Below are 20,736 nucleotides of genomic sequence, written 5' to 3' on the forward strand. Positions count from 1 at the left end.
GCGAGTGCCCGGCCGCGCGCGGGTGGATCGGCGGCACGCGCCTCGTGGCCTGCGATACGCGGGCCCGGCGCCTGCCCCGGCGGCCCCGCCGGTCGGACTGCGCCCGGATCTTCGCCGACCGCCGCTCCGCGCGACGCTGCCACGGACGGCGGTAGCACGAGGGCCAGGCAGCGGCCGCCCCCGGCGGCGGCCGCGATCGGACGGGCGGCGCCGACGGCGGTCCGTTCGCACGGCACAGCGAGAGCAGAGGTGGCACGATGGCGGTGTCCGCGCCCGGCGGCGGGTACGAGCCCGCCCCGATCGACTGGTCCGGGTTGCGCGAGGCGGCGGCGCAGGCGCGGGAGCGCGCTTACGCGCCCTATTCGGGTTTCCCGGTAGGGGCGGCCGCGCTGGTGGACGACGGCCGGACGGTCTCCGGCTGCAACGTCGAGAACGCCTCCTACGGGCTGGGATTGTGCGCCGAGTGCGGTCTGGTCTCGGCCCTGCACGCCACCGGAGGCGGGCGGCTGCGCGCCTTCGCCTGCGTGGGCCGCACCCAAGCGCCCCTGATGCCCTGCGGGCGGTGCCGCCAACTCCTCTACGAGCACGGCGGGGGCGACCTGCTGGTGGACACCCCGCGCGGTGTGCTGCCGCTGGGCGAACTGCTTCCGCAGGCGTTCGGACCCGACGACCTGGGGCGGTGAGCCGGCGCGGCTCTGACCACGCGGCTGGGGCGGCGCACCCCCGGCCGCGGACGCCCGGCGGGCACCCGGCCCACGCCTCTTGACCGAGAGCCTGGACCGCCGTACCCGCGCAGGGCGATGATGGCCCCACTGCTGCGGGGCTCCGGTTTCCGTCATCGCCGCGGCGGGCCCGGGGGAGCTTTCGGCGCCGCGGGGCCGCGGACCGGCGGCGCACGCAGACCACGACCACTGCCCACGGGAGGACCCATGGAGGCCATCGACGTCATCATCGCCAAGCGTGACGGCGGCGAGCTCACCGACGAGCAGATCGGATGGGTGGTCGACGCCTACACCCGCGGCGCGGTGGCCGAGGAGCAGATGGCGGCGCTGAGCATGGCCATCGTGTGGCGGGGCATGACGCGCGCCGAGACCAGCGCGTGGACCCGGGCGATGCTGGATTCCGGCGAGCGGCTCGACTTCACCGGGCTCGACCGGCCCACCACCGACAAGCACTCCACCGGCGGTGTCGGCGACAAGATCACCCTGCCGCTGACGCCGGCGGTCGCCGCCTGCGGCGCGGCGGTGCCGCAGCTGTCGGGGCGCGGGCTCGGCCACACCGGCGGCACCCTGGACAAGCTGGAGTCGATCCCGGGCTGGCGCGCCGACCTCACGCCGGAGGGGATGCGCCGCCAACTCGGCGACGTGGGGGGAGTCGTCTGCGCGGCGGGGTCGGGCCTGGCGCCCGCCGACCGCAAGCTCTACGCGCTGCGCGACGTGACCGGAACCGTGGAGTCGATCCCGCTGATCGCCGCGTCGATCATGTCCAAGAAGCTCGCCGAGGGCACAGCGTCGCTGGTGCTGGACGTCAAGGTCGGTTCGGGCGCGTTCATGAAGGACATCGCCTCGGCGCGGGAGCTCGCCGAGACGATGGTGGCCATCGGCACCGACCACGGCGTGCGCACCCGCGCGCTGCTCACCGCGATGGACACCCCCCTGGGCCGCCGCGTGGGCAACGCCCTGGAGGTCGCCGAGGCCGTGGAGGTGCTCTCCGGGGGCGGGCCCTCCGACGTCGTGGAACTGACCGTGGAGTTGGGGCGGGAGATGCTGCGGGCCGCCGGCCTGCAGGACGCGCGCGACCCCGCCGAGGCGCTGCGCGACGGCTCGGCCATGGACTCGTGGCGGCGGATGATCGCCGCCCAGGGCGGCGATCCCGACGCCCCTCCGCCTGTCGCCGCCGAACAGCGCGACATCCTCGCCCCGGCGACCGGGACGCTGACACGTCTGGACGCCTACGCGGTGGGCGTGGCCGCGTGGCGACTGGGCGCGGGCCGGGCACGCAAGGAGGACCCGGTCTCTGCGGGCGCCGGGATCGAACTGCACGCCGCGCCGGGCGAGGAGATCCGCGCCGGCCGCCCGCTGTTCACCCTGCACACCGACGACCCCGCCCGCCTCGAACACGCAGCCGAGGTCCTCGCCCACGCCTTCGCGATCGACGGCCCCGAGGACCGGCTGCCCCTGGTGATCGACCGGATCGGGTGACGCCGCCGCCTCCGGGGAGCCGCGGTTCCCTCCCGGGTGTGTCCGACGGGTCCGTCCGGAGGCCTCTGCGGGCCTTATCCCGCCTCGGTGCGCTCCGGCTCCTCCGGGAACAGGGCCCGCACGGCACGGTCCAGGGCGTCGAGGCGGGCCTCGGCGTCGGCGCGGACGTCGGCGACGTCCGCGGCGTCGGGGTCCACCGGCAGGACGACCTCCAGGTAGGCCTTCAGCTTGGGTTCGGTGCCCGACGGACGCAGGGTGAGGCGGCCCTGCACCGGGCCTCCCAGGCGGTAGCGCAGCGCATCGGTGGCGGGCAGGCCGCCGAGGCCGGTGGAGAAGTCCTCCACCGCTTCGACCGCCAGCGCCCCCAACGCGTCCGGGGCCCGCACACGCAGGCGGTGCATGGTGTCGGTGAGCAGGGCCACCTCGCCGACCCGGACCGACACCTGGCGGGTGGCGTGCAGCCCGTAGCGGCGCGCCTGGTCGTCGAGCAGGTCGAGCAGGGTGCGTCCGCCGCGTTTGGCCTCTGCTGCCAGCGCCGCCACGGCCAGCGCCGCGCCGATGCCGTCCTTGTCGGCCACCGGGCGGCCGCCGTCGCCGGCCAGGCAGTAGCCCAGGGCCTCCTCGTAGGCGAAGACGCACCGCTCGCCGGGACCGGCGGCGCGCGCCAGCCACTTGAAACCGGTCAGGGTCTCGGTGCAGCGCACCCCGTGCGCTGCGGCGATCTTGGGCAGCAGCCCGGCGGAGACGATGGTGGTCGCCACCGTCCTGTCGTCGCCCGAGGTGCGGCCCAGCACGTACTCGGCCAGCAGCCCGCCCACCTGGTCGCCGGTCAGCAGCCCGTACCCCGGCACGGCCACCGCCAACCGGTCGGCGTCGGGATCGTTGGCCAGGACGACGTCGGTGCCCTCGTCGCGCGCGGCGGCCAGGGCCAGGTCCATGGCGCCGGGTTCCTCGGGGTTGGGGAACCGCACCGTGGGGAAGTCGGGATCGGGCCTCCGCTGCTCACCCACCACGCGCGGCGGCGGGAAGCCCTCCCAGTCGAAGGCGGTCAGCAGGGTCTGCGCGCCGACGCCGTGCAGCGGGGTGTAGGTGGTGGTGACGTCCCTGTCGCGGCCGAGCGGAAGGGCGCACACCGCGGAGAGGTAGCGTTCCACGGCCTCTTCCCCCAGCAAGCGCCGATCCCGCGACAGGCGAAGCGTGTCGACAGGGCCCGCCGCCTCGATGGCCGCGGAGATCTCGGTGTCGGCCGGCGGGATGATCTGGCTGCCGGCGTGCTCGCCGGTACCGCCGACGTAGACCTTGTAGCCGTTGTCCTCGGGCGGGTTGTGGCTGGCGGTGACCATGATCCCGGCGTCGGCGCCGAGGTCGCGGACGGTGAATGCCAGCACCGGCGTGGGCAGCGGGCGCGGCAGCAGCAGCACGGTGCAGCCCGCGCCGGCCAGCACGGCGGCGGAGTCGTGGGCGAAGTCGGCGGAGCGGTGGCGTGCGTCGTAGCCGATCACCACGGTGGCGCCGGGCCCGGCCCACTGCGCGACGCCCGCTGCGGCGCGCATGACCGTCACCCGGTTCATCCGGTTGGGACCGGCGCCGAGCCTGCCGCGCAGCCCGGCGGTGCCGAACTCCAGCCGGGCGCCGAACCGCTCGGCCAGCCCGTCCTCGTCACCGGCCTCCAGCAGCGCGGCCAGCTCCTCGCGGGTCACCGGATCGGGGTCCTGGGCCAGCCAGGCCCGCGCCGCCGCGCGGTGGGAGTCGTCGACCTCGCCCATCGTCGGCGCGCCCCTTTCGTATCGTGCCTGCTACCGGCCCGGCTCCCGGCTATCCGCGCCGGGGGGCCAGGCGCTCCACGACCGAGGCCAGCAGGGGCCCCACGTCGGCCGCGGAGTCGCGGCCGGTGGCCAGCACCTCCTCGTGGTCCAGCGGCCGGCCGGACAGCCCGGCCGCCACGTTGGTCACCAGGGAGAGGGCCATCACGGATGCACCGGCCTCGCGGGCGGCGATCGCCTCCAGGACGGTGGACATGCCCACCAGGTCGGCGCCCATCGCCCGCAGCATCCGGATCTCGGCGGGCGTCTCGAAGTGCGGCCCGCGCATGGCGGCGTAGACGCCTTCGGCCAGGGACGGGTCGGCCTCCTTGGCGATCGCGCGCAGTCGGGCCGAGTAGGTCTCGGTGAGGTCGACGAAGGTCGCGCCGCGCAGCGGCGACTGCCCGGTGAGGTTGATGTGGTCGGCCACGAGCACCGGCGAGCCCACGGTCAGGGCGGGGTTGAGCGACCCCGCGGCGTTGGTGAGGACGATCGTCGAGGCGCCCGCGGCGGCGGCCGTGCGCACACCGTGGGCGACGGCCTGGGGGCCGTGCCCCTCGTAGAGGTGGGTGCGGCCCAGGAACACCAGCAGGTCGCTCTCGCCGCTGCGTACGCTGCGCGCGGTGCCGCTGTGGCCTTCCACCGCCGGGGGCAGGAAGCCTGTCAGTTCGCTGGTAGGCACCTCGGTACCGCCGGCGCCGAGGGCGTCGGCGGCGGGCCCCCACCCCGATCCCATGACGAGGGCGACGTCGTAGGAGTCGACTCCCGTGCGGGAGCGCAGCTCCTCGGCTGCCTTCGCGGCTGCGGTGTGCTGATCGGTCGTCACGGGAGCTTACCTCCAGGGTCATGGCTGTCGCGGTCGGCCCGCTCAGCGATCTTGGCGCGCCGCGCCCCCGCCTGGCAACGTCGAACCGCCATAAGGCGGGGAACCGGGCGTCGGGGGCGGCGGCGCGGCTCAGGCCACCGGTTTGCGCAGTACGGTCCGCGGTCCGGCGACGGGGTCGGCCAGGCGCGTCCCGAGGGCGGCGAACCCCGCGGCGGCATAGGCGCGCTCTGCGGCGCGGTTGCCCTCGTTGACCAGAACGAACACCTCGGCGGCGCCGGGGTGGACGTCGAGCACCAGGGGGTCGATTCCGGCGCAGGCACGCCGCCCGATGCCGCGGCCCTGCCATTGGGGAGCGAGGTAGAAGGCGCGCAGCAGGACGGCGCGCGCCGTGTCGGCGGCGATGCCGGCGAGGTCGGCCAGGGCGCCGCCCCGGTCGATGATGCCGAAGCCCGCGGGCTCGCCGCCGACCAGCACCGCGAACGGGGTCCGGCCGGGGTCGGCGTCGGCGCGCGGCAGCGTCTCGACGGCTTCGGTCACCAGGCTGCGCTGGCCGGGTGCCACCCGGATGCGCAGCACGGCCGCGCGCAGCCGCTCGACCTCGGGCCCGGACCCGTCCAGGCGCACCAGGTCGACCGCCGCGTCGGTACGCGCGGCGCCCGTGTCCTCGGTCGCCTCGGCCACCGCGATCACCTCCTGCTACACGGCCGCGGACCCGCCGGCCCGGATCAGACGCCGATGGGGTGCCAGACGGTCTTGGTCTCGAGGAACGGTGTCATCCGCGAGATCCCGGGGTCGGCGAGCCAGTCCTCGCGGCCGCCGGGGCGCAGAACGCGCTTGAGTGTCTGGGCGGCGCTGCGTTCGAGCTCGGCGGCGGTCTCGGGATCGGCTCCGGTGAGGTCCAGGCCGTTGACGTCGGCGTGGGAGGCCAGGTGGGGCGCGATCTCGCCGGTCGTACCGGTGAGGATGTTGACCACGCCGCCGGGCAGGTCGGAGGTCGCCAGCGCTTCGGCCAGGGTCAGGGCGGGCAGGGGCGCCCGCTCGCCGGCCACGACCACGGCGGTGTTGCCGGTGGCGATCACGGGCGCCACGACCGACACCAGGCCCAGCAGCGGCGCCGCGGGCGGCGCGAGGATCGCCACGACCCCGGAGGGCTCGGGCTGGGACAGGTTGAAGTAGGGGCCCGAGACCGCGTTGGCGGCACCGAGGACCTGGCCGATCTTGTCGGGCCAGCCCGCGTAGTACACCCACCGGTCCACGGCCGCGGCGACGAGTTCGTCGGCGCGCTCGGCGCCGATGCCGTCGGTCTCGGCGATCTCGGCGGCGAACTGGGCGCTGCGGCCCTCCATCATCTCCGCTACGCGGTAGAGGATCTGGCCGCGGTTGTAGGCGGTGCGGCCAGACCAGCCGGAGAAAGCCGAGCGTGCGGCCACGACGGCGTCGCGGGCGTCCTTGCGGGAGGCGAGTGCGGCGTTGGCGAGGTGGGCGCCGCCGGATCCGGTCACGGGGTAGCACCTGCCTGACTCGGAGCGGGGGAAGGCACCGCCCATGTAGAGCTTGTAGGTCTTGCGCACCGGGATGCGCCCCGCGGCCGGCGCCTCGGCGGGCACGCCGGCACCGGAGCGGGCGGGGCCGGCCGGTTCGCCGGGCCGGGCGGCTTCGGCGCCGTCGAGCGGTTCGGCGAGCTCGGCGGCTTCGGCGTGCACCTCGGGCCGGCCGGAGGGCACCCGGGGGCCGGAGCCCGCGGCCGCGTCGGAGGCCGCGGCGCGCTCGCGCTCCTCCTCGCCGGATGCGGCGGAGGAGGGTCCGGGGTTGTCAGGCGGCGTGGACAAGGTATGCCTCCAGTCCGTGGCGGCCGCCCTCCCGGCCGTAGCCGGATTCCTTGTATCCGCCGAAAGGGCTGGCCGGATCGAACTTGTTGAACGTGTTGGACCAGATGACGCCCGCGCGCAGCCGTTCGGCGGTCCAGAGCATGCGCGAGCCCTTCTCGGTCCACACGCCCGCCGAGAGCCCGTAGGGGGTGTTGTTGGCCTTGGCCACGGCCTCGTCGGGGGTGCGGAAGGTCAGCACCGACAGCACGGGCCCGAAGATCTCCTCGCGGGCGACGCGGTGGGCCTGGGTGACGCCGGTGAACACGGTGGGCGCGAACCAGTAGCCCTTCTCGGGCAGCGGGCACTGCGGCGACCAGCTTTCGGCGCCCTCCTCGTCCCCGGCCCGGACCAGCTCGCGGATGCGTTCGAGCTGCTCGGCGGAGTTGATGGCGCCGATGTCGGTGTTCTTGTCCAGCGGGTCGCCCAGGCGCAGCCGCTCGATGCGGGCGCGCAGCCGCTCAAGCAGCTCGTCGGCGACCGACTCCTGCACCAACAGGCGCGATCCGGCGCAGCACACGTGGCCCTGGTTGAAGAAGATGCCGGAGACGACGCCCTCGACGGCCTGGTCGAGTGCGGCGTCGTCGTAGACGATGTTGGCGCCCTTGCCGCCCAGTTCCAGGGTGAGGCGCTTGTCGGTGCCGGCGACCGAGCGCGCGATCTCGCGGCCGACCGCGGTGGATCCGGTGAAGGCGACCTTGTCGGCGCCGGGGTGGCCGACCAGGCTCCGGCCCGTCGCACCGGCGCCGGTGAGGATGTTGACGACCCCGGGCGGGAGGCCGGTCTCCTGGCAGATCTCGGCGAAGACCAGGGCCGACAGCGGGGTGGTCTCGGCGGGCTTGAGCACGACGGTGTTGCCGGCCGCCAGGGCCGGTGCGATCTTCCACGCCAGCATCAGCAGCGGGAAGTTCCACGGGATGACCTGGGCGGCCACGCCGACGGGCCGCGGCGCGGGCCCCATGCCGGCGTAGTCGAGCTTGTCGGCCCATCCGGCGTGGTAGAAGAAGTACGCGGCGACCATCGGGATGTCGACGTCGCGGGTCTCCTTGATGGGTTTGCCGTTGTCCAGGGTCTCCAACACGGCGAGTTCGCGGGCGCGCTCCTGCAGGATGCGGGCGATGCGGAAGAGGTACTTGCCGCGTTCCGCGCCGGGCATCGCTCCCCACGCCCCCTCGAACGCGCGCCGGGCCGCGGCCACGGCGCGGTCCACGTCGGGCTCGCCGGCTACGGAGACCTGGGCGAGGTGCTCCTCGTCGGCGGGGTTGAGGGTGGCCATGCGCTCGCCGGACTCGGCAGGTGTGAACTCGCCGTCGATGAACAGCTCGTAGCTGGAGCGCAGCCGCACGACGGCGCGGGACTCGGGCGCCGGCGCGTACTCGAAGATCGGGTCGGCCTGTTCTTCCACTGCTCGGCCTCTCAGTCCAGGGTGTAGTAGTCGGGGCCGGGGTAGGTGCCCGTGGACAGCCGGGTGCGCTGCATCAGCAGGTCGTTGAGCAGGCTGGAGGCGCCGAGGCGGAAGTGGTCGGGGTCCAGCCAGCCGTCGCCGGCGACCTCGTTGACCAGGACCAGGTTCTTCAGCGCGTCCTTGGCGGTGCGGATGCCGCCGGCGGGTTTGACGCCCACGCGGCGGCCGGTGGCGGCGTAGTGGTCGCGCACCGCTTCGAGCATGATCAGGGTGACGGGCAGCGTCGCCGACGGCGCGACCTTGCCGGTGGAGGTCTTGACGAAGTCGGCGCCGGCGAGGATGGCCAGCCACGAGGCGCGGCGGACGTTGTCGTAGGTGGCGAGCTCGCCGGTTTCGAGGATGACCTTGAGGTGGGCGTCGCCGCAGGCTTCCTTGATCGCTGTGATCTCGTCGTAGACCGCGCGGTAGTCGCCGGCGAGGAACGCGCCGCGGTCGATGACCATGTCGATCTCGGCGGCGCCGTCGGCGACCGCGAGCCGGGTGTCGGCGAGCTTGGCCTCCAGCGGCGCCCGACCCGACGGGAAGGAGGTGGCCACCGAGGCCACCTTGACGCCTGAGCCGGCCAGCGCCTCGGCGGCCGCGGCGACGCGGTCGGAGTAGACGCACACGGCGGCGACCGAGGGGACGGTGGGGTCGTCGGGGTCGGGGCGCACGGCCTTGGCGGAGAGCGCGCGCACTTTGCCGGGGGTGTCGGCGCCCTCCAGCGTGGTGAGGTCGATCATCCTGATGGCCAGGTCGATGGCCCGAGCCTTGGCGCCGGTTTTGATGGAGCGCGTGGCCAGGTCCGCGGCGCGCTCCTTGGCTCCTACTTCGTCGACACCGGGCAGCCCGTGCAGCAGCGCCCGCAGCGACGTGTTCGACGCCGCCGGATCGGGGGGAAGGACGGTCTCGGGCACGGCCACCTCACGCGTTTCGCGGGTCACGGGCGCCCCGCCGGACGCTTGTGGCACCGGCGGGTATCGCCCCCATGGTGCCACGCCACGACCGCGCGGCGGTGGCGGGCAAGCGGGCTGTGGAGCGGTGGTGCGAAGCGTCCCCGGAGCCGGTCGGGCATGATGGGTGTGCGGGAGTACCGCGACGCGAGGGACCGCGCGGCCGGCGCGGCGCCCGTGGGGAAAGGCGGCGAGTGTGGCCGAGTTTCGCATCAGCTCAGACGACAGCGGCGATCTGGATCTGCGGCGGCTCGCGGCCGATCTCGTGGAGTCCCAGGGCTGGCCGCGCGACCAGGTGAGCATCTGGCAGAACCGGGGCGGCGGCGACGTGGTGGTGACGGTGGACCAGGCGCTGCTGGAGCGGCGCGCGCCGGATCCGCTGGCGGCCTCGGTGCACACCCGCAGCGACGTCCACCGGGCCTGCGAGACGCTGCGCCGCAGCGACCCGTCGCTGCGCGGCGTGGACTTCGCCGAGCTGCGCGACGAGGCGGCGCGCTTCTTCTCCGCGGGCTGGACGCTGGGCGACCTGCTGCACGCGTTGGGCCACCGCCACGACGGCACGCCCTGGCCCCAGGGCGAGGGCTACGAGGGCGTCGAGTGGCTGCAGCACCGGCTGCGCAATTGGAAGTCGGAGTCGGGAGACATCCGTCCGTCGGTGTCGCAGGAAGGCGCTCAGATGCGCATCGTCGGCCGGATCGGGCTGCCCGACGACGTGGGCGCACCGGCCGGCGCGGGATCGGGCGCGTCGTCGCAGGGGGCGGCCTCGCCCGAGACGGCGCGCGCCTCCGCCGACGACGCGCGCCGTCTGATGCGCGCCCAGTCGCGCATCACCAGCGACGCGCTGGAGCACCGGGAGCGCACGGCCTCCAACATCACCCGCCGGCGGCACTGAGTCGGCGGCGGACGGCGGACACGTCCTCGCGGCCCGGCGTTGGGGGCGGTGTTCCGACCGACTGGTACGTTCTCTGTCCATGGGGTCGGATTCCAGCCCGGACGGCCAGAAGAAGCGCTCCTTCATCGAGGAGGCGCGGCGCGCGCAGATCGTCTCCGCGGCGATAGCCACGATCGCTGAGACGGGCTACCCCGGCGCCTCGCTCTCGCGCATCGCGCAGCGCGCCGGCATCAGCAAGGGGGTCATCTCCTACCACTTCGCCGGCAAGGACGAGCTGATGGAGCAGGTCGTCGATCGGGTCTACACGGAGATCGCGGAGTTCGTACTGCCGCGTGTGGCTGAGGCGCCCGACGAGCGCGCCGCGCTGCGGTCCCTCATCCTGGCCGTGGCCGATTACATGCGCGGGCACCGCGAGCGGCTTGTGGCCCTCGGCGGCATCTTCAACGGCATGCAGACCCCTGAGGGCAACCGGCGCTACGGCTTCGCGGCCAACGAGCCGATCTATCTGAGCACGGAGGAGATGCTGCGCGCCGGGCAGGAGCGGGGCCTCTTCCGCGCCTTCGACGTGCGTGTGATAGCGGTCACTCTGCAGGCCGCCATCGACGGCATGTTCGGTTACTGGGCGACCTACCCCGACCACGATCTGGAGGCGCACGCCGCAGAGCTGGCCGAGTTCATCGACCGCTCCGTGCGCACCGATCCGCCCGACTCCCCAGGCTGAGCGGCCTCAGCGGCCCGCCGCCCCGGCCGCGGCCGCCCGCCGCCGCCGCACTGCGGCACCCTGCCCGAGGGCCGCCCCCGTACCCGTGGCCCGACCGGTCCGGGAACGCGTCGACTCCCTCCGGTGGACATCGCCCATTGCCGAACAGTCCGTGTGTATAGAAAACTGACCGGGTGGCCAAAAAAGAGTCCGCGCGGACAGGTGCGCTGCCGCCTCCCCGGCCGCTCCGCTGCACCACAGGACGCATCCCGACCACCCCGATCGGAGAACCATGGCACCGGACCGGCTCGCCGACTCCTCGCCCAGGACCGACACAGGCCCGCCCACCGAGACCGCGGCGCCGACCACCCGGCCGCGGCTGTACTACCTGGACCACCTGCGCGTCGTGCTTACGGCGCTGGTGGTGCTGCACCACTCGGCGATCATCTACGGCAACATCCCGCTCTTCTACTACACCGAACCCGCCGACGACCCCAGCGGCGCCCTCCTGGACGTCTTCCTCGTCCTCAACCAGGCGTTCTTCATGGGCTTCTTCTTCTTGATCTCCGGGTTCTTCACACCCGGCTCCCTCGACCGCAGGGGCGCCCGCGGCTTCCTCCGCGGCAGGCTGATGCGGCTGGGAGTGCCGCTGCTGCTCTTCCTCGTGCTTCTGCGGCCCGTGGTCTATCTGGGGATCTACCTGGCCGATCCCGACGCGCCGCCCTACTGGCTCCACTACGTGCAGACGTGGGAGCCGGGCCCCATGTGGTTCGTCGAGACGCTCCTGGTGTTCGCCCTGGTATACGCGCTGATCAGGCGGTTCCGGCCGCCGAGGGAGGGCGCGCCTGCGGCGGCCGTCCGCCCGGACAGGCCGGCTCGCGTGCCCGGACCGTTGGCCGTCGCCGGTTTCGTCGCCGTCCTCGCGGCGCTCACCTACCTGTGGCGCATCGCGGTGCCCATCGGCGCAACCTGGCCGATCGTCGGGCTGCCCACCCCTGCTTACATGCCGCAGTACGTGCTGCTGTTCGCCGCGGGCGCGCTGGCTTTCCGCAGGGGCTGGCTCGACGCCGTCCCGCGCTGGGCGGGCTGGGGCGGCGCGGGCACCGCCCTGCTCATGGCGCCGGTCATCATGCTCGCGATCAGCGCGCCGCGTGAGGCGGCCCTCCAGCCGGGGACGTGGCAGTCGCTGCTGCTGGCGGCCGCGGAGTGCGCCTTCGCCGTCGGCGCCGTGCTTACGCTGCTGGCCGTGTTCCAGCGGCGGTTCAACCGGCGCTCACGCGCGTGGACGTTCCTCTCCGAGCACGCCTACGCGGTCTACTTCCTGCACATCCTGGTGGTGGTCGGCCTGGGTCACGCCTTCTCCTGGTGGGAGGCCCCGGCGATCGCCAAGTTCGCTGCTGTGGGCGCGCTCGCGCTGCCGCTGTGCTGGGGCGCGGCCTATGCGCTGCGCTCGCTGCCCCGAGCCGACCGCGTGTTCTAGCCGCTCGGCACGGCGCGCCGCGGCGGGCGCGCAGCACCCGCCCGCCGCGGTGCCCGCCGTCGCCGGGGCCGTGTCAGAAGATCTCGACGAGCCGCCGGATGGGGGTGACCTCGCGGTAGCGCTCGTGGTCGGTGGGCGGTTCGGCGTGTTCCAGGACCCACGTTGCCGGGTGCGGCACCAGCACCGCGCCCAGACCCGCTTCCAGCGCGGGCAGCACGTCTGAGCGCACCGAGTTTCCGATCATCCAGGTGTGCTCGGGATCGAGCCCGTGGGTGCGCCCGAAGTCGCGGTAGGCGCCGGGGTCCTTCTCGGGGACGATCCCGGTGCCCGAGAACAGCGAAGCCAGCCCCGAACGGTCGATCTTGTCCTGCTGGTCCTGGCGGTGCCCCTTGGTCAGCAGGTACAGCGGGTGCCGTTCCCGCAGGGTGTGCAGGGTCTCCAGCACCCCCTCCAGCAGGATGGTCTCGCCCTCCACGATGCGCTGGCACAGCCGGTGCAGGTAGGCGCGGTCGGCGTCGCTCAGTGGCGTGCCGGGCCGCAGCCGCACCAGGCAGTCGCCGAGGCTGCGCTCGAAGACGCGGGCGCCGTACCCGTAGGCCGCGCTGTTCTCGCGTTCGATCTCGGTCAGCGCCGCGCGGACCTGGCCGCGCGAGAGCTCGGGATGGGCCACATAGTCCACGAACTCCTCGATCGCCTGCTCGAAGAGGATGTTGCACTCCCAGAGCGTGTCGTCGGCGTCGAAGATCAGGTTCATCCGACGCGGCATGCGAACCCTCCCCTCTACGGCGCCCGTTACGCCACGCGAGCGTACCGGGGCGCGTGCGGCGCCGGAGGTCGGTAGTGTCCTGCATCACAGCCCTAGCGAGATCGCCGACCGTGAATGCGCGCGCCTGTCCACGGGCATATCCCGACAGCGCACACGGCGAGCCGCGCCCACCACCGGGAGGAATCCATGGCGGAACCGCCGCTTTCGCAACTGCTGCCCGAGGACGCGATCGCCACCGGTGTCGAGGCCGCCGACTGGCGCGCGGCGATCCGGGCGGCCGGCGAACTCCTCGCCGCCACGGGCGCCACCACCGACGACTACATCGGCGAGATGCACGCGGCGGTGGAGGAGTACGGCCCCTACATCGTGATCGCACCCGGGCTCGCGCTGGCCCATTCCCGCCCCTCCCCTGCCGTGCTGCGCACGGGGCTGTCGTGGGCGGGGTTGAAGAGCCCCGTCTCCTTCGGCCACAGCACGAACGACCCGGTCCGGCTGGTGATCGGGCTCGCCGCCGTCGACCACGACGGCCACTCCTCCGCGCTGTCGCGGCTGGCGCGGCTGCTGTCCGATCCCGGCCGGCGCGAGCGCCTGACCGGAGCCACCGGGGCCGCGGAGATCCACCACACCATCAGCGAGTACGAAACGAGCGAAGACACATGAGAATCCTCGCGGTATGCGGAATGGGCATCGGCACGAGCATCATGCTCAAGGGGAACGCCGAAAAGGCCGCACGCGACCTGGGGCTGGACGCCGACGTGGAGGTCGCCGACATCGGCACGGCCCGCGGCGCCGCAACCACCGCGGACGTCGTGCTGACCTCCGGCGAACTCGCCGCCGAGATCGGCGACGTCGGCATCCCGGTGGTCGTCGTGGACAACTTCGTGGACGGCGACGAGGTCCGCCGGAAGCTGAGCACCGCGATCGGCCGCTAGCGGCGGGCCCGGCCCGCGACCCCGGCCGACTCCCGCACCGCCCCGCCCCGACACGAGGCCGCGCTCGCGCGCGGCACCGCGGCCGGACGCTCCCGGGCTCCGGCCGCCAGTGGCCGAACGACTCCCCGATCCCAGGAGCGGCTCTATGGACTGGCTCGTGGCCGTCGCGCAGTTCATCGTCAACGAAATCCTGAGCGTCCCGGCCTACATGGTCGGCCTGATCACCGCGGTGGGCCTGATCGCCCTGCGCCGGTCGACGGGCCAGATCATCGGCGGCGGCCTCAAAGCGGTGCTGGGCTTCCTGCTGATCGGCGCCGGCGCCGACATCGTCGTCGCGGCTCTGGACCCGCTGGGGCAGATGATCCAGGGGGCCGCCGGCGCCCAGGGCGTCGTGCCCACCAACGAGGCGATCGTGGCCATCGCCCAGGAGCGCTTCGGCGCGCAGGTCGCCTGGATCATGATCGCCGGCTTCGCGCTGAGCCTGGTGCTGGCGCGCGTCACGACCCTGCACTACGTCTTTCTGACCGGCCACCACATCCTGTTCATGGCCACGCTGCTGACCATGGTCCTGGCCACCACCGCCCTGCCCACGTGGCTGGCGGTGGCGCTGGGCGCGTTGCTGCTGGCGGTGGTGATGGTGTCGCTGCCGGCTCTGGCCCAGCCCTGGACGCGCCGGGTCGGCGGCGACGGCAAGATCGCCATCGGGCACTTCGGCACGCTCGGCTATGTCGCCTCGGGCGCCACGGGCCAGCTCGTGGGGCGCACCAGCCGCAGCACCGAGGACCTGAAGCTGCCCGAGGGGCTGCGGTTCCTGCGCGACTCGATGGTGGCCACGGCACTGTCGATGGTGCTCATCTACGTCGTGGTGGCTCTGGTGTTCTGGGCGCGCCAGGGCACCGCCGCCGCGTTGGACATGTTCCCGCCCGCCGAAGGGCTGGACCCCACCATCGGGCACTTCCTCATGCAGTCGCTGATGCAAGGCCTGCAGTTCGGCATCGGCGTCGCGGTGATCCTCTACGGCGTGCGCACCATCCTGGGCGAGCTGGTGCCCGCCTTCCAGGGCATCGCCGACCGCGTGGTGCCGGGTGCGGTCCCGGCGCTGGACGCGCCGATCGTCTTCCCCTACGCGCAGAACGCGGTGCTGGTGGGCTTCCTCTCCAGCTTCGTCGGAGGTCTGGCCACGCTGGCGGTGATGGCGTCGGTCGTCAACCCGGTGTTCGGGCTGGCGCTGATCCTGCCGGGGCTGGTGCCGCACTTCTTCACCGGCGGCGCGGCGGGCGTCTACGGCAACGCCACCGGCGGCCGGCGCGGCGCTGTGGCGGGCGCGTTCGTCAACGGCGTGCTGATCACGCTGCTGCCCGCGTTCCTGCTGGGCGTGCTGGGCGACTTCGGCACCGCCAACACGACCTTCGGCGACGCCGACTTCGGCTGGTTCGGCATGGCGATCGGCTACGCGTTCCGCGCCGGCGACACCGGCGGTGTGGTGATCGCGCTGCTGCTGGCGGCGGTGCTGCTGGCCGGTGCGATGGCGGTCCAGAAGCGCGCCGTCAAGGGCGGCTGGGACCCCGGCGCCCGCCACGAGAAGGCCCTTGCCGAGCGCGCCGAGCGGACCCGTGCCGAGCAGGAGGCGCAGAAGGCCCGAGAGGCGGGGCCCTCCCCGGACAACGGCGGCGAGGGCTCCCAACCGCCCCGAGAGTAGAGGGGGCGGCCCGCAGCGGCGCCTGCGGCGCGGCCCCGGTACGCCGCCCCCTCGGTCGGACCGCCGCACGGCGCCGACACGGCGGACGAGTCGGCGCGCCCGCCCGCCGTGTCGGCGGACGGGCGCGCGGCGTGCTTCCGGCGCTCGGTCAGGTGCCGGCGGACTCGACGATGCGCCAGCCGCCCACCTCGGTGAAACCCGAGTCGTAGCAGTCCGCGCCGTCGCCGGGCTTGAGGTCGTAGTGGTGCAGGTTGCCGCCCCAGTACCGCAGGATGCGGCCCAGTTCCCGGGCGGCGTCTCCGCCGAACGCGTCCTCGCCCATCTCGACTTCCAGAACGAATTTCATCGTGCGCCTCCTCGGCACCGTGCCGGTCTGCGGCGGCCGCAGCGGGACCGCCTCCATCACCTTCAATCGTTTCATTGAAGTGCTTTAAGTGACTTTTTCGCGGTGATCCGCTGTTTGAGGCACCGGCTGGGGATCGAACCCTCAAATCGGGGTCATCGTGCAGAGCGCGGAGCCAAGGCACGTTGAAGCAGGATGAAGACCAGGAGGAGGGCTCCGGCGACGATCTTGGTCCACCAGGAGCTGAGGGTGCCCTCGAAGACCAGGATCGTCTGGATGGTTCCCAGGGTCAGTACACCCACGACGCTGCCCAGGACGTAACCGAACCCGCCCGTGAGCAGCGTCCCCCCGATCACCACCGCGGCGATCGCGTCGAGCTCCATACCCAGGCCGTGCAGGCTGTTTCCGGAGGCGATGTAGAACGTGTACAGCACGCCGCCCAGCGCCGCGCAGAAGCCGCTGACCGTGTAGACGCCCACTTTCACGCGGCCCACGGCAAGGCCCATGAGCATCGCCGAGGACTCGCTTCCGCCGACCGCGTACACGCTGCGGCCGAATCTGGTGCGGTGCAGCACGTAGGCCGCCGCGCCCGCGACCGCCAGTGCGACCACCGCGCCGACGCTGAGCGAGGTGCCGCCCGGCAGCGGGATGCGCGTCTGCGCCAGGGCGCCGAACAGCGGGTCGGTGATCGGGATCGACTCGGTGCTGATGAGATAGCACAGTCCGCGGGCGAAGAACATGCCCCCGAGCGTGGCGATGAAGGGCTGCACTCCGTAGAAGTGGATGATGCAGCCTTGGGCCGCCCCCAGGACGACACCCGACAGCAGTGCTGCGGGGATCACCAGCACCGGAGGCCAGCCTTCGCGCAGCAGCCAGGCGCAGATCATCGCCGACAGTGCCAGCACCGATCCGGTGGACAGGTCGATGCCGCCGGCCAGGATCACGAACGTCACCCCCACCGCCAGCACGATGAGGAAGGCGTTGTTCACCAGCAGGTTCAGCGCGACCTGCGGTTCCAGGAACCCGGTGTAGCGCGCGGAGCCGGCCGCGAAGAGCAGCACGAGTACGAGCCCGGCCATGGACACGGGGATGAATCGGCGCCGGCGCTCCGCCAGTTCACGGGTGCGGGACAGGGCGACCGACAGGCCGGGCAGGGTGGACGGCGGGGTCATCGCGGCACCTCCTGCCGGCCCGGTTCGTCGGCACCGGTCGCGGTGGGTCTCACAGCGTCCTCCTCGGACGGGGCGAGGCCGGGGCCGGTCGGCGCCGGCCGTGGTGGCCGGCCGCGCCCGAACGGTGCCGCGACCTGTGCGCGGAACCGCGGCGACTGCAGCAGGCACACCAGGAACACCACGACCGCCTTGAACACCAGGGCGCTCTCCGGCGGGACCCCCATGGTGTAGACCGTCGTGGACAGGCTCTGCACGATGACCGCGCCCAGCACGGTCCCGGCGATCGAGAACCGCCCGCCGCTGAGCAGTGTTCCGCCGATGACGACGGCGAGGATGGCGTCCAGCTCGATCCACAGTCCGGCGTTGTTGCCGTCGGCGCTGCCGGTGTTGGCGCTGATGACGACCCCGGCGAGCCCGGCGCACACCCCGCAGAAGGTGTAGGCCGCCACGGTCATGCCGGTCGCGCGGATTCCCGCCAGGCGGCCGGCCTCGGCGTTGCCGCCGATCGCCTCGATGAGCAGGCCCAGCGCGGTACGGCGCACCAGCAGCCACATCAGCAGCACGGTGGCCGCCGCCACGACGAGGGTGACCGGGACGGCGGCGACATCGCCGGCCGCGATCCGCCGGTAGGGTTCGCTGCGGACCGTGGTGATCTGGCCGCCGGTGATCAGCTGGGCGACGCCGCGGCCGGCGATCATGAGGATCAGCGTCGCCACGATCGGCTGGATGCGCAGCACCGCGACCAGGAACCCGTTCCACAGGCCCAGCAGGGCCGAGGCCCCCAGGGCGGTGGCGACCGCCGCGGCCACCGTCGCCGGTGATCCCGGGTGGTCGGCGGCGGCGATCATCTCGCAGGCGAGGGCCGCGGACACGGCCACCACGGCACCCACCGACAGGTCGATGCCGCGCAGCGCGATCACCAGGGTCATGCCAAGCGAGATGAGCAGCAGGGGCGTACCGAAGTGCAGGATGTCGACGAGGCTTCCGTAGAGCCGGCCGTCCTTGACGCTGATCTCGAAGAACCCCGGGGTGACGGCCAGGTTGGCGGCCAGCAGCCCCGCGAGCACCAGCAGCGGCCACATCAGCCGCCGCATCTGCGCTGACATCACTGCGCGCCTCCTTCCGCGATCTCGGCGAGCACCCGGTCCATGTCCAGATCGCCTTCGTTGTCCAGCGCGTTGACCACCCGCCGGTCGCGCAGCACCACCACCCGGTGGCTCAGCCGCAGCACCTCCTCGAGCTCGGAGGAGATGAACAGCACCGCCGTGCCCTCCTGCGCTTGGGCGGCCACCAGGCGCTGCACCTCGGCCTTCGCCCCGACGTCGATCCCGCGGGTGGGTTCGTCGAGGATGAGCAGCCGGGGCTGCATGATCAGCCACCGCCCCAGCAGCACCTTCTGCTGGTTGCCGCCGCTGAGCGAGCCCGCCGGAGTGTCGGGCGCGGCAGGGCGGATGCGCAGGGCCCGGATGTAGCGTTCGACCAGCTCGGAGCGGGTCTTGGCGGGAAGCGGCCGCATCCAGCCGCGGGCGGCCTGCATGGCCAGCAGCAGGTTGTCGGCGATCGACAGGTCGGCCACCAGCCCTTCTGCCTTGCGGTCCTCCGAGCAGTAGGCCAGTCCCGCGGCGATCGCCGCACGCGGCGTGCGCAGCGGTACCGGCCGCCCGTCCACGTGCACGCCGCCGGTGTCGGGGCGGTCCGCACCGAACAGCAGCCGCGCGGCTTCGGTCCGCCCTGAGCCCAGCAGCCCGGCCAGGCCGACGATCCGGCCCGGGGCGATGTCCAGGTCGTAGGGGGCGATACCGCCCGATCGGCCCAGCCCGCGCGCCCGCAGCAGCGGCTCCGTACCCGGCGGCGGAGCCTCGCGGTGGGCGCGCTCCTCCACCCGGTCCAGCTCACCCGCCTGTTCGCCGAGCATGTGCCCGATAAGCGCACGCTGGTCCAGCTCGGCTGTGGCGAACTCCCCGACCAGCCTCCCGTTGCGCAGCACGGTCATGCGCTGGCACAGCTCGTAGACCTGGTCGAGGAAGTGGGTGACGAACAGGATCGCCACGCCGCGCGAGCGCAACCGCTCGACCAGGTCGAACAGGATGCGGACCTCGTCGCGGTCCAGGCTGGAGGTGGGTTCGTCCAGCACGAGCACCCGGGCGTCGAGGTCGATCGCCCGCAGGATGGAGACGAGTTGCTGGACGGCGATGGGGTAGTCGCCCAGCGCCCGCGTGACGTCCAGGTCCAGCTCCAGCCCGGTGGCCAGTTCGGCCGCCCGGCGGTTCATGCGCCGCGGCGAGATCCCGAACCGTCCGCGCGGCTCGCGGCCCAGCAGGATGTTCTCCGCCACCGACAGATTCGGGCACAGATTCACCTCCTGGTAGACGGTGGCGATTCCGTTGCGTTCGGCATCCAGCGGGCCGGCGATGTCGGCCGGCCGGCCCCCGATACTGATGCGACCGCCGTCCGGGGGGTGCACCCCGGTCAGGACCTTGATCAGGGTGGACTTGCCGGCCCCGTTCTCACCCAGCAGCGCGTGGACCTCGCCGGGGTCGAGCCGCAGGCCGGCGCCGTCCAGGGCCCGGACGCCGGGGAAGTCCTTCACGATCCCGCTCATGTGCACGGCGGGCTCGGCCGTGGTCTCCACGGCCCCTCCTTCGTGTCGGTGGCGGACGGATCAGTACTTGCGGTCGGGCAGCTCTTCCTCGGCCTCGTCCTGGGTGTAGACGCCCTCCTCCACCGTGATGCGCTCCTCGACCTCCTCACCGGCGTGCACCTTGCCGACGAGGTCCATCAGCTGGGGGCCGATCAGCGGGTTGCACTCCACGACGAGGTTGATCTTGCCGTCGGCCATGGCCTGGAACGCGTCCTTGATCCCGTCGATCGAGATGATCGTGATGTCCTCGCCCGGTTCGAGCCCCGCCGATTCGATGGACTCGATGGCGCCCAGCGCCATGTCGTCGTTGTGGGCGTAGAGGACGTCGATGTCGTCGTCGGAGCTGAGGAAGGCCTGCATGACCTCCTGGCCGCCCGAGCGGGTGAAATCGCCGTCCTGGGAGGCGGTGATCTCGAAGTTGTCGTGCTCCGAGATGATCTCGGTGAAGCCCTCCTTTCGGTCGATGGCCGGAGCGGACCCGGTGGTGCCCTGCAGCTCGACGATGTTGACGTCCTCCTCGGAGTCCGCGTACTCCTCGACCAGCCACTGGCCGGCCTTGCGGCCCTCTTCGACGAAGTCGGAGCCGAGGAAGGTCTCGTAGACGTCCTTCTGGTCGGTCTCGACCGCCCGGTCGGTCAGTACGACGGGGATGCCGGCGGACTTGGCTTCGGCGAGGACGGTGTCCCAGCCGGACTCCACGACGGGCGAGAAGGCGATCACATCGACGCCCTGCTGGATGAAGCTGCGGATGGCCTGGATCTGGTTCTCCTGCTGCTGCTGGGCGTCGGAGAACTTCAGCTCGATGCCCGCGTCCTTCGCTGCGTTCTTGATGGATTCGGTGTTGGCGGTGCGCCAGCCGCTTTCGGCTCCCACCTGCGAAAAGCCGAGGACGATGGCGTCGTCGCCGCCGCCTTGGCCCTCGCCGCCGCCTCCTCCGCACGCGGTCGCCGCTGTGACGAGCGCGATGGCGGCCGCGGCCGTCGAGAGTGTCTTGTTCATGGGGGACTCCTTTGCGCGGGC

20 protein-coding genes are annotated in these 20,736 nt (G+C 72.9%); 8 read left to right on the forward strand and 12 right to left on the reverse strand.

The annotated features are described in order from the left end of the window. Positions 1 to 257: 257 nt before the first annotated feature. Together LP52_RS03025 and LP52_RS03030 are read left to right on the forward strand one after the other, a co-directional pair. Complete coding sequence (locus tag LP52_RS03025; RefSeq protein ID WP_040270591.1) at positions 258 to 683, forward strand: cytidine deaminase; 426 nt, start codon at positions 258 to 260, stop codon at positions 681 to 683. 246 nt (positions 684 to 929) lie between these two features. After that, positions 930 to 2,201 carry a thymidine phosphorylase gene (locus tag LP52_RS03030; RefSeq protein ID WP_040270593.1) on the forward strand — a complete coding sequence of 424 codons (1,272 nt, stop codon included), beginning with the start codon at positions 930 to 932 and terminating at the stop codon, positions 2,199 to 2,201. A gap of 74 nt (positions 2,202 to 2,275) precedes the next feature. On the opposite strand, the gene LP52_RS03035 is transcribed toward LP52_RS03030, so the two are convergent. From LP52_RS03035 to deoC, 6 genes are all read right to left on the reverse strand, one after another. After that, a complete protein-coding gene (locus LP52_RS03035; RefSeq protein WP_040270594.1) occupies positions 2,276 to 3,967 on the reverse strand; it encodes a phospho-sugar mutase in 1,692 nt (563 codons plus the stop codon). Positions 3,968 to 4,016: 49 nt separating this feature from the next. After that, the gene (locus LP52_RS03040; RefSeq protein ID WP_040270596.1) at positions 4,017 to 4,829 is read right to left on the reverse strand and encodes a purine-nucleoside phosphorylase; all 813 of its coding nucleotides are present in this window, start codon (positions 4,827 to 4,829) and stop codon (positions 4,017 to 4,019) included. Between the two features lie 129 nt (positions 4,830 to 4,958). After that, entirely contained in the window at positions 4,959 to 5,510 is a 552-nt protein-coding gene (locus LP52_RS03045) for a GNAT family N-acetyltransferase (RefSeq protein WP_040270880.1), read from the reverse strand. 44 nt (positions 5,511 to 5,554) lie between these two features. Beyond that, positions 5,555 to 6,436 (reverse strand): aldehyde dehydrogenase family protein, encoded by an 882-nt coding sequence (locus LP52_RS03050; protein ID WP_040270881.1) that lies wholly within the window; start codon positions 6,434 to 6,436, stop codon positions 5,555 to 5,557. A gap of 205 nt (positions 6,437 to 6,641) precedes the next feature. Continuing rightward, positions 6,642 to 8,099: an aldehyde dehydrogenase family protein gene (locus LP52_RS03055; protein WP_238580707.1), complete on the reverse strand. Its 1,458-nt coding sequence runs from the start codon at positions 8,097 to 8,099 to the stop codon at positions 6,642 to 6,644. An 11-nt stretch (positions 8,100 to 8,110) separates the two neighbouring features. Then, positions 8,111 to 9,061, reverse strand: a complete 951-nt coding sequence (gene deoC / locus LP52_RS03060; RefSeq protein WP_040270598.1) for a deoxyribose-phosphate aldolase — start codon at positions 9,059 to 9,061, stop codon at positions 8,111 to 8,113. 226 nt (positions 9,062 to 9,287) lie between these two features. Here deoC and LP52_RS03065 point away from each other — a divergent pair, with 226 nt between their 5' ends. From LP52_RS03065 to LP52_RS03075, 3 genes are all read left to right on the forward strand, one after another. After that, the gene (locus LP52_RS03065; protein WP_040270599.1) at positions 9,288 to 9,983 is read left to right on the forward strand and encodes a hypothetical protein; all 696 of its coding nucleotides are present in this window, start codon (positions 9,288 to 9,290) and stop codon (positions 9,981 to 9,983) included. Positions 9,984 to 10,062: 79 nt separating this feature from the next. Then, positions 10,063 to 10,704: a TetR/AcrR family transcriptional regulator gene (locus LP52_RS03070; protein ID WP_040270601.1), complete on the forward strand. Its 642-nt coding sequence runs from the start codon at positions 10,063 to 10,065 to the stop codon at positions 10,702 to 10,704. A gap of 271 nt (positions 10,705 to 10,975) precedes the next feature. Beyond that, positions 10,976 to 12,163 carry an acyltransferase family protein gene (locus tag LP52_RS03075; RefSeq protein ID WP_052809365.1) on the forward strand — a complete coding sequence of 396 codons (1,188 nt, stop codon included), beginning with the start codon at positions 10,976 to 10,978 and terminating at the stop codon, positions 12,161 to 12,163. A gap of 73 nt (positions 12,164 to 12,236) precedes the next feature. Here LP52_RS03075 and LP52_RS03080 read toward each other — a convergent pair whose 3' ends face one another. Further along, the gene (locus LP52_RS03080) at positions 12,237 to 12,929 is read right to left on the reverse strand and encodes an HAD family hydrolase (RefSeq protein WP_040270603.1); all 693 of its coding nucleotides are present in this window, start codon (positions 12,927 to 12,929) and stop codon (positions 12,237 to 12,239) included. A gap of 186 nt (positions 12,930 to 13,115) precedes the next feature. On the opposite strand from LP52_RS03080, the gene LP52_RS03085 reads away from it, so the two are divergent. The 3 genes from LP52_RS03085 (at position 13,116) to LP52_RS03095 (ending at position 15,560) form a co-directional block, all read left to right on the forward strand. Next, a complete protein-coding gene (locus LP52_RS03085) occupies positions 13,116 to 13,589 on the forward strand; it encodes a PTS sugar transporter subunit IIA (RefSeq protein WP_040270604.1) in 474 nt (157 codons plus the stop codon). Continuing rightward, positions 13,586 to 13,861 carry a PTS sugar transporter subunit IIB gene (locus tag LP52_RS03090; RefSeq protein ID WP_040270608.1) on the forward strand — a complete coding sequence of 92 codons (276 nt, stop codon included), beginning with the start codon at positions 13,586 to 13,588 and terminating at the stop codon, positions 13,859 to 13,861. The genes LP52_RS03085 and LP52_RS03090 overlap by 4 nt, the downstream gene beginning before the upstream one ends. A 145-nt stretch (positions 13,862 to 14,006) precedes the next feature. Then, positions 14,007 to 15,560, forward strand: coding sequence for a PTS ascorbate transporter subunit IIC (locus LP52_RS03095; protein ID WP_052809366.1), 1,554 nt, complete (start codon positions 14,007 to 14,009; stop codon positions 15,558 to 15,560). Between the two features lie 148 nt (positions 15,561 to 15,708). Here the strand turns inward: LP52_RS03095 and LP52_RS03100 are convergent, their stop codons facing one another. The 5 genes from LP52_RS03100 to LP52_RS03120 form a co-directional block, all read right to left on the reverse strand. Then, complete coding sequence (locus LP52_RS03100; RefSeq protein WP_040270609.1) at positions 15,709 to 15,906, reverse strand: hypothetical protein; 198 nt, start codon at positions 15,904 to 15,906, stop codon at positions 15,709 to 15,711. A gap of 152 nt (positions 15,907 to 16,058) precedes the next feature. Beyond that, positions 16,059 to 17,075: a galactofuranose ABC transporter, permease protein YjfF gene (gene yjfF / locus LP52_RS03105; RefSeq protein ID WP_084722830.1), complete on the reverse strand. Its 1,017-nt coding sequence runs from the start codon at positions 17,073 to 17,075 to the stop codon at positions 16,059 to 16,061. After that, positions 17,072 to 18,181, reverse strand: coding sequence for an ABC transporter permease (locus tag LP52_RS03110; RefSeq protein ID WP_040270610.1), 1,110 nt, complete (start codon positions 18,179 to 18,181; stop codon positions 17,072 to 17,074). The genes yjfF and LP52_RS03110 overlap by 4 nt, the downstream gene beginning before the upstream one ends. Next, entirely contained in the window at positions 18,181 to 19,707 is a 1,527-nt protein-coding gene (locus tag LP52_RS03115; protein ID WP_084722831.1) for an ATP-binding cassette domain-containing protein, read from the reverse strand. The genes LP52_RS03110 and LP52_RS03115 overlap by 1 nt, the downstream gene beginning before the upstream one ends. A gap of 30 nt (positions 19,708 to 19,737) precedes the next feature. Next, positions 19,738 to 20,715, reverse strand: coding sequence for an ABC transporter substrate-binding protein (locus LP52_RS03120; protein ID WP_040270611.1), 978 nt, complete (start codon positions 20,713 to 20,715; stop codon positions 19,738 to 19,740). Between the last annotated feature and the right edge of the window lie 21 nt (positions 20,716 to 20,736).

The sequence above is a fragment of the Streptomonospora alba genome (assembly GCF_000826685.1).
In the GTDB taxonomy this organism is placed as follows: Bacteria; Actinomycetota; Actinomycetes; order Streptosporangiales; family Streptosporangiaceae; genus Streptomonospora; species Streptomonospora alba.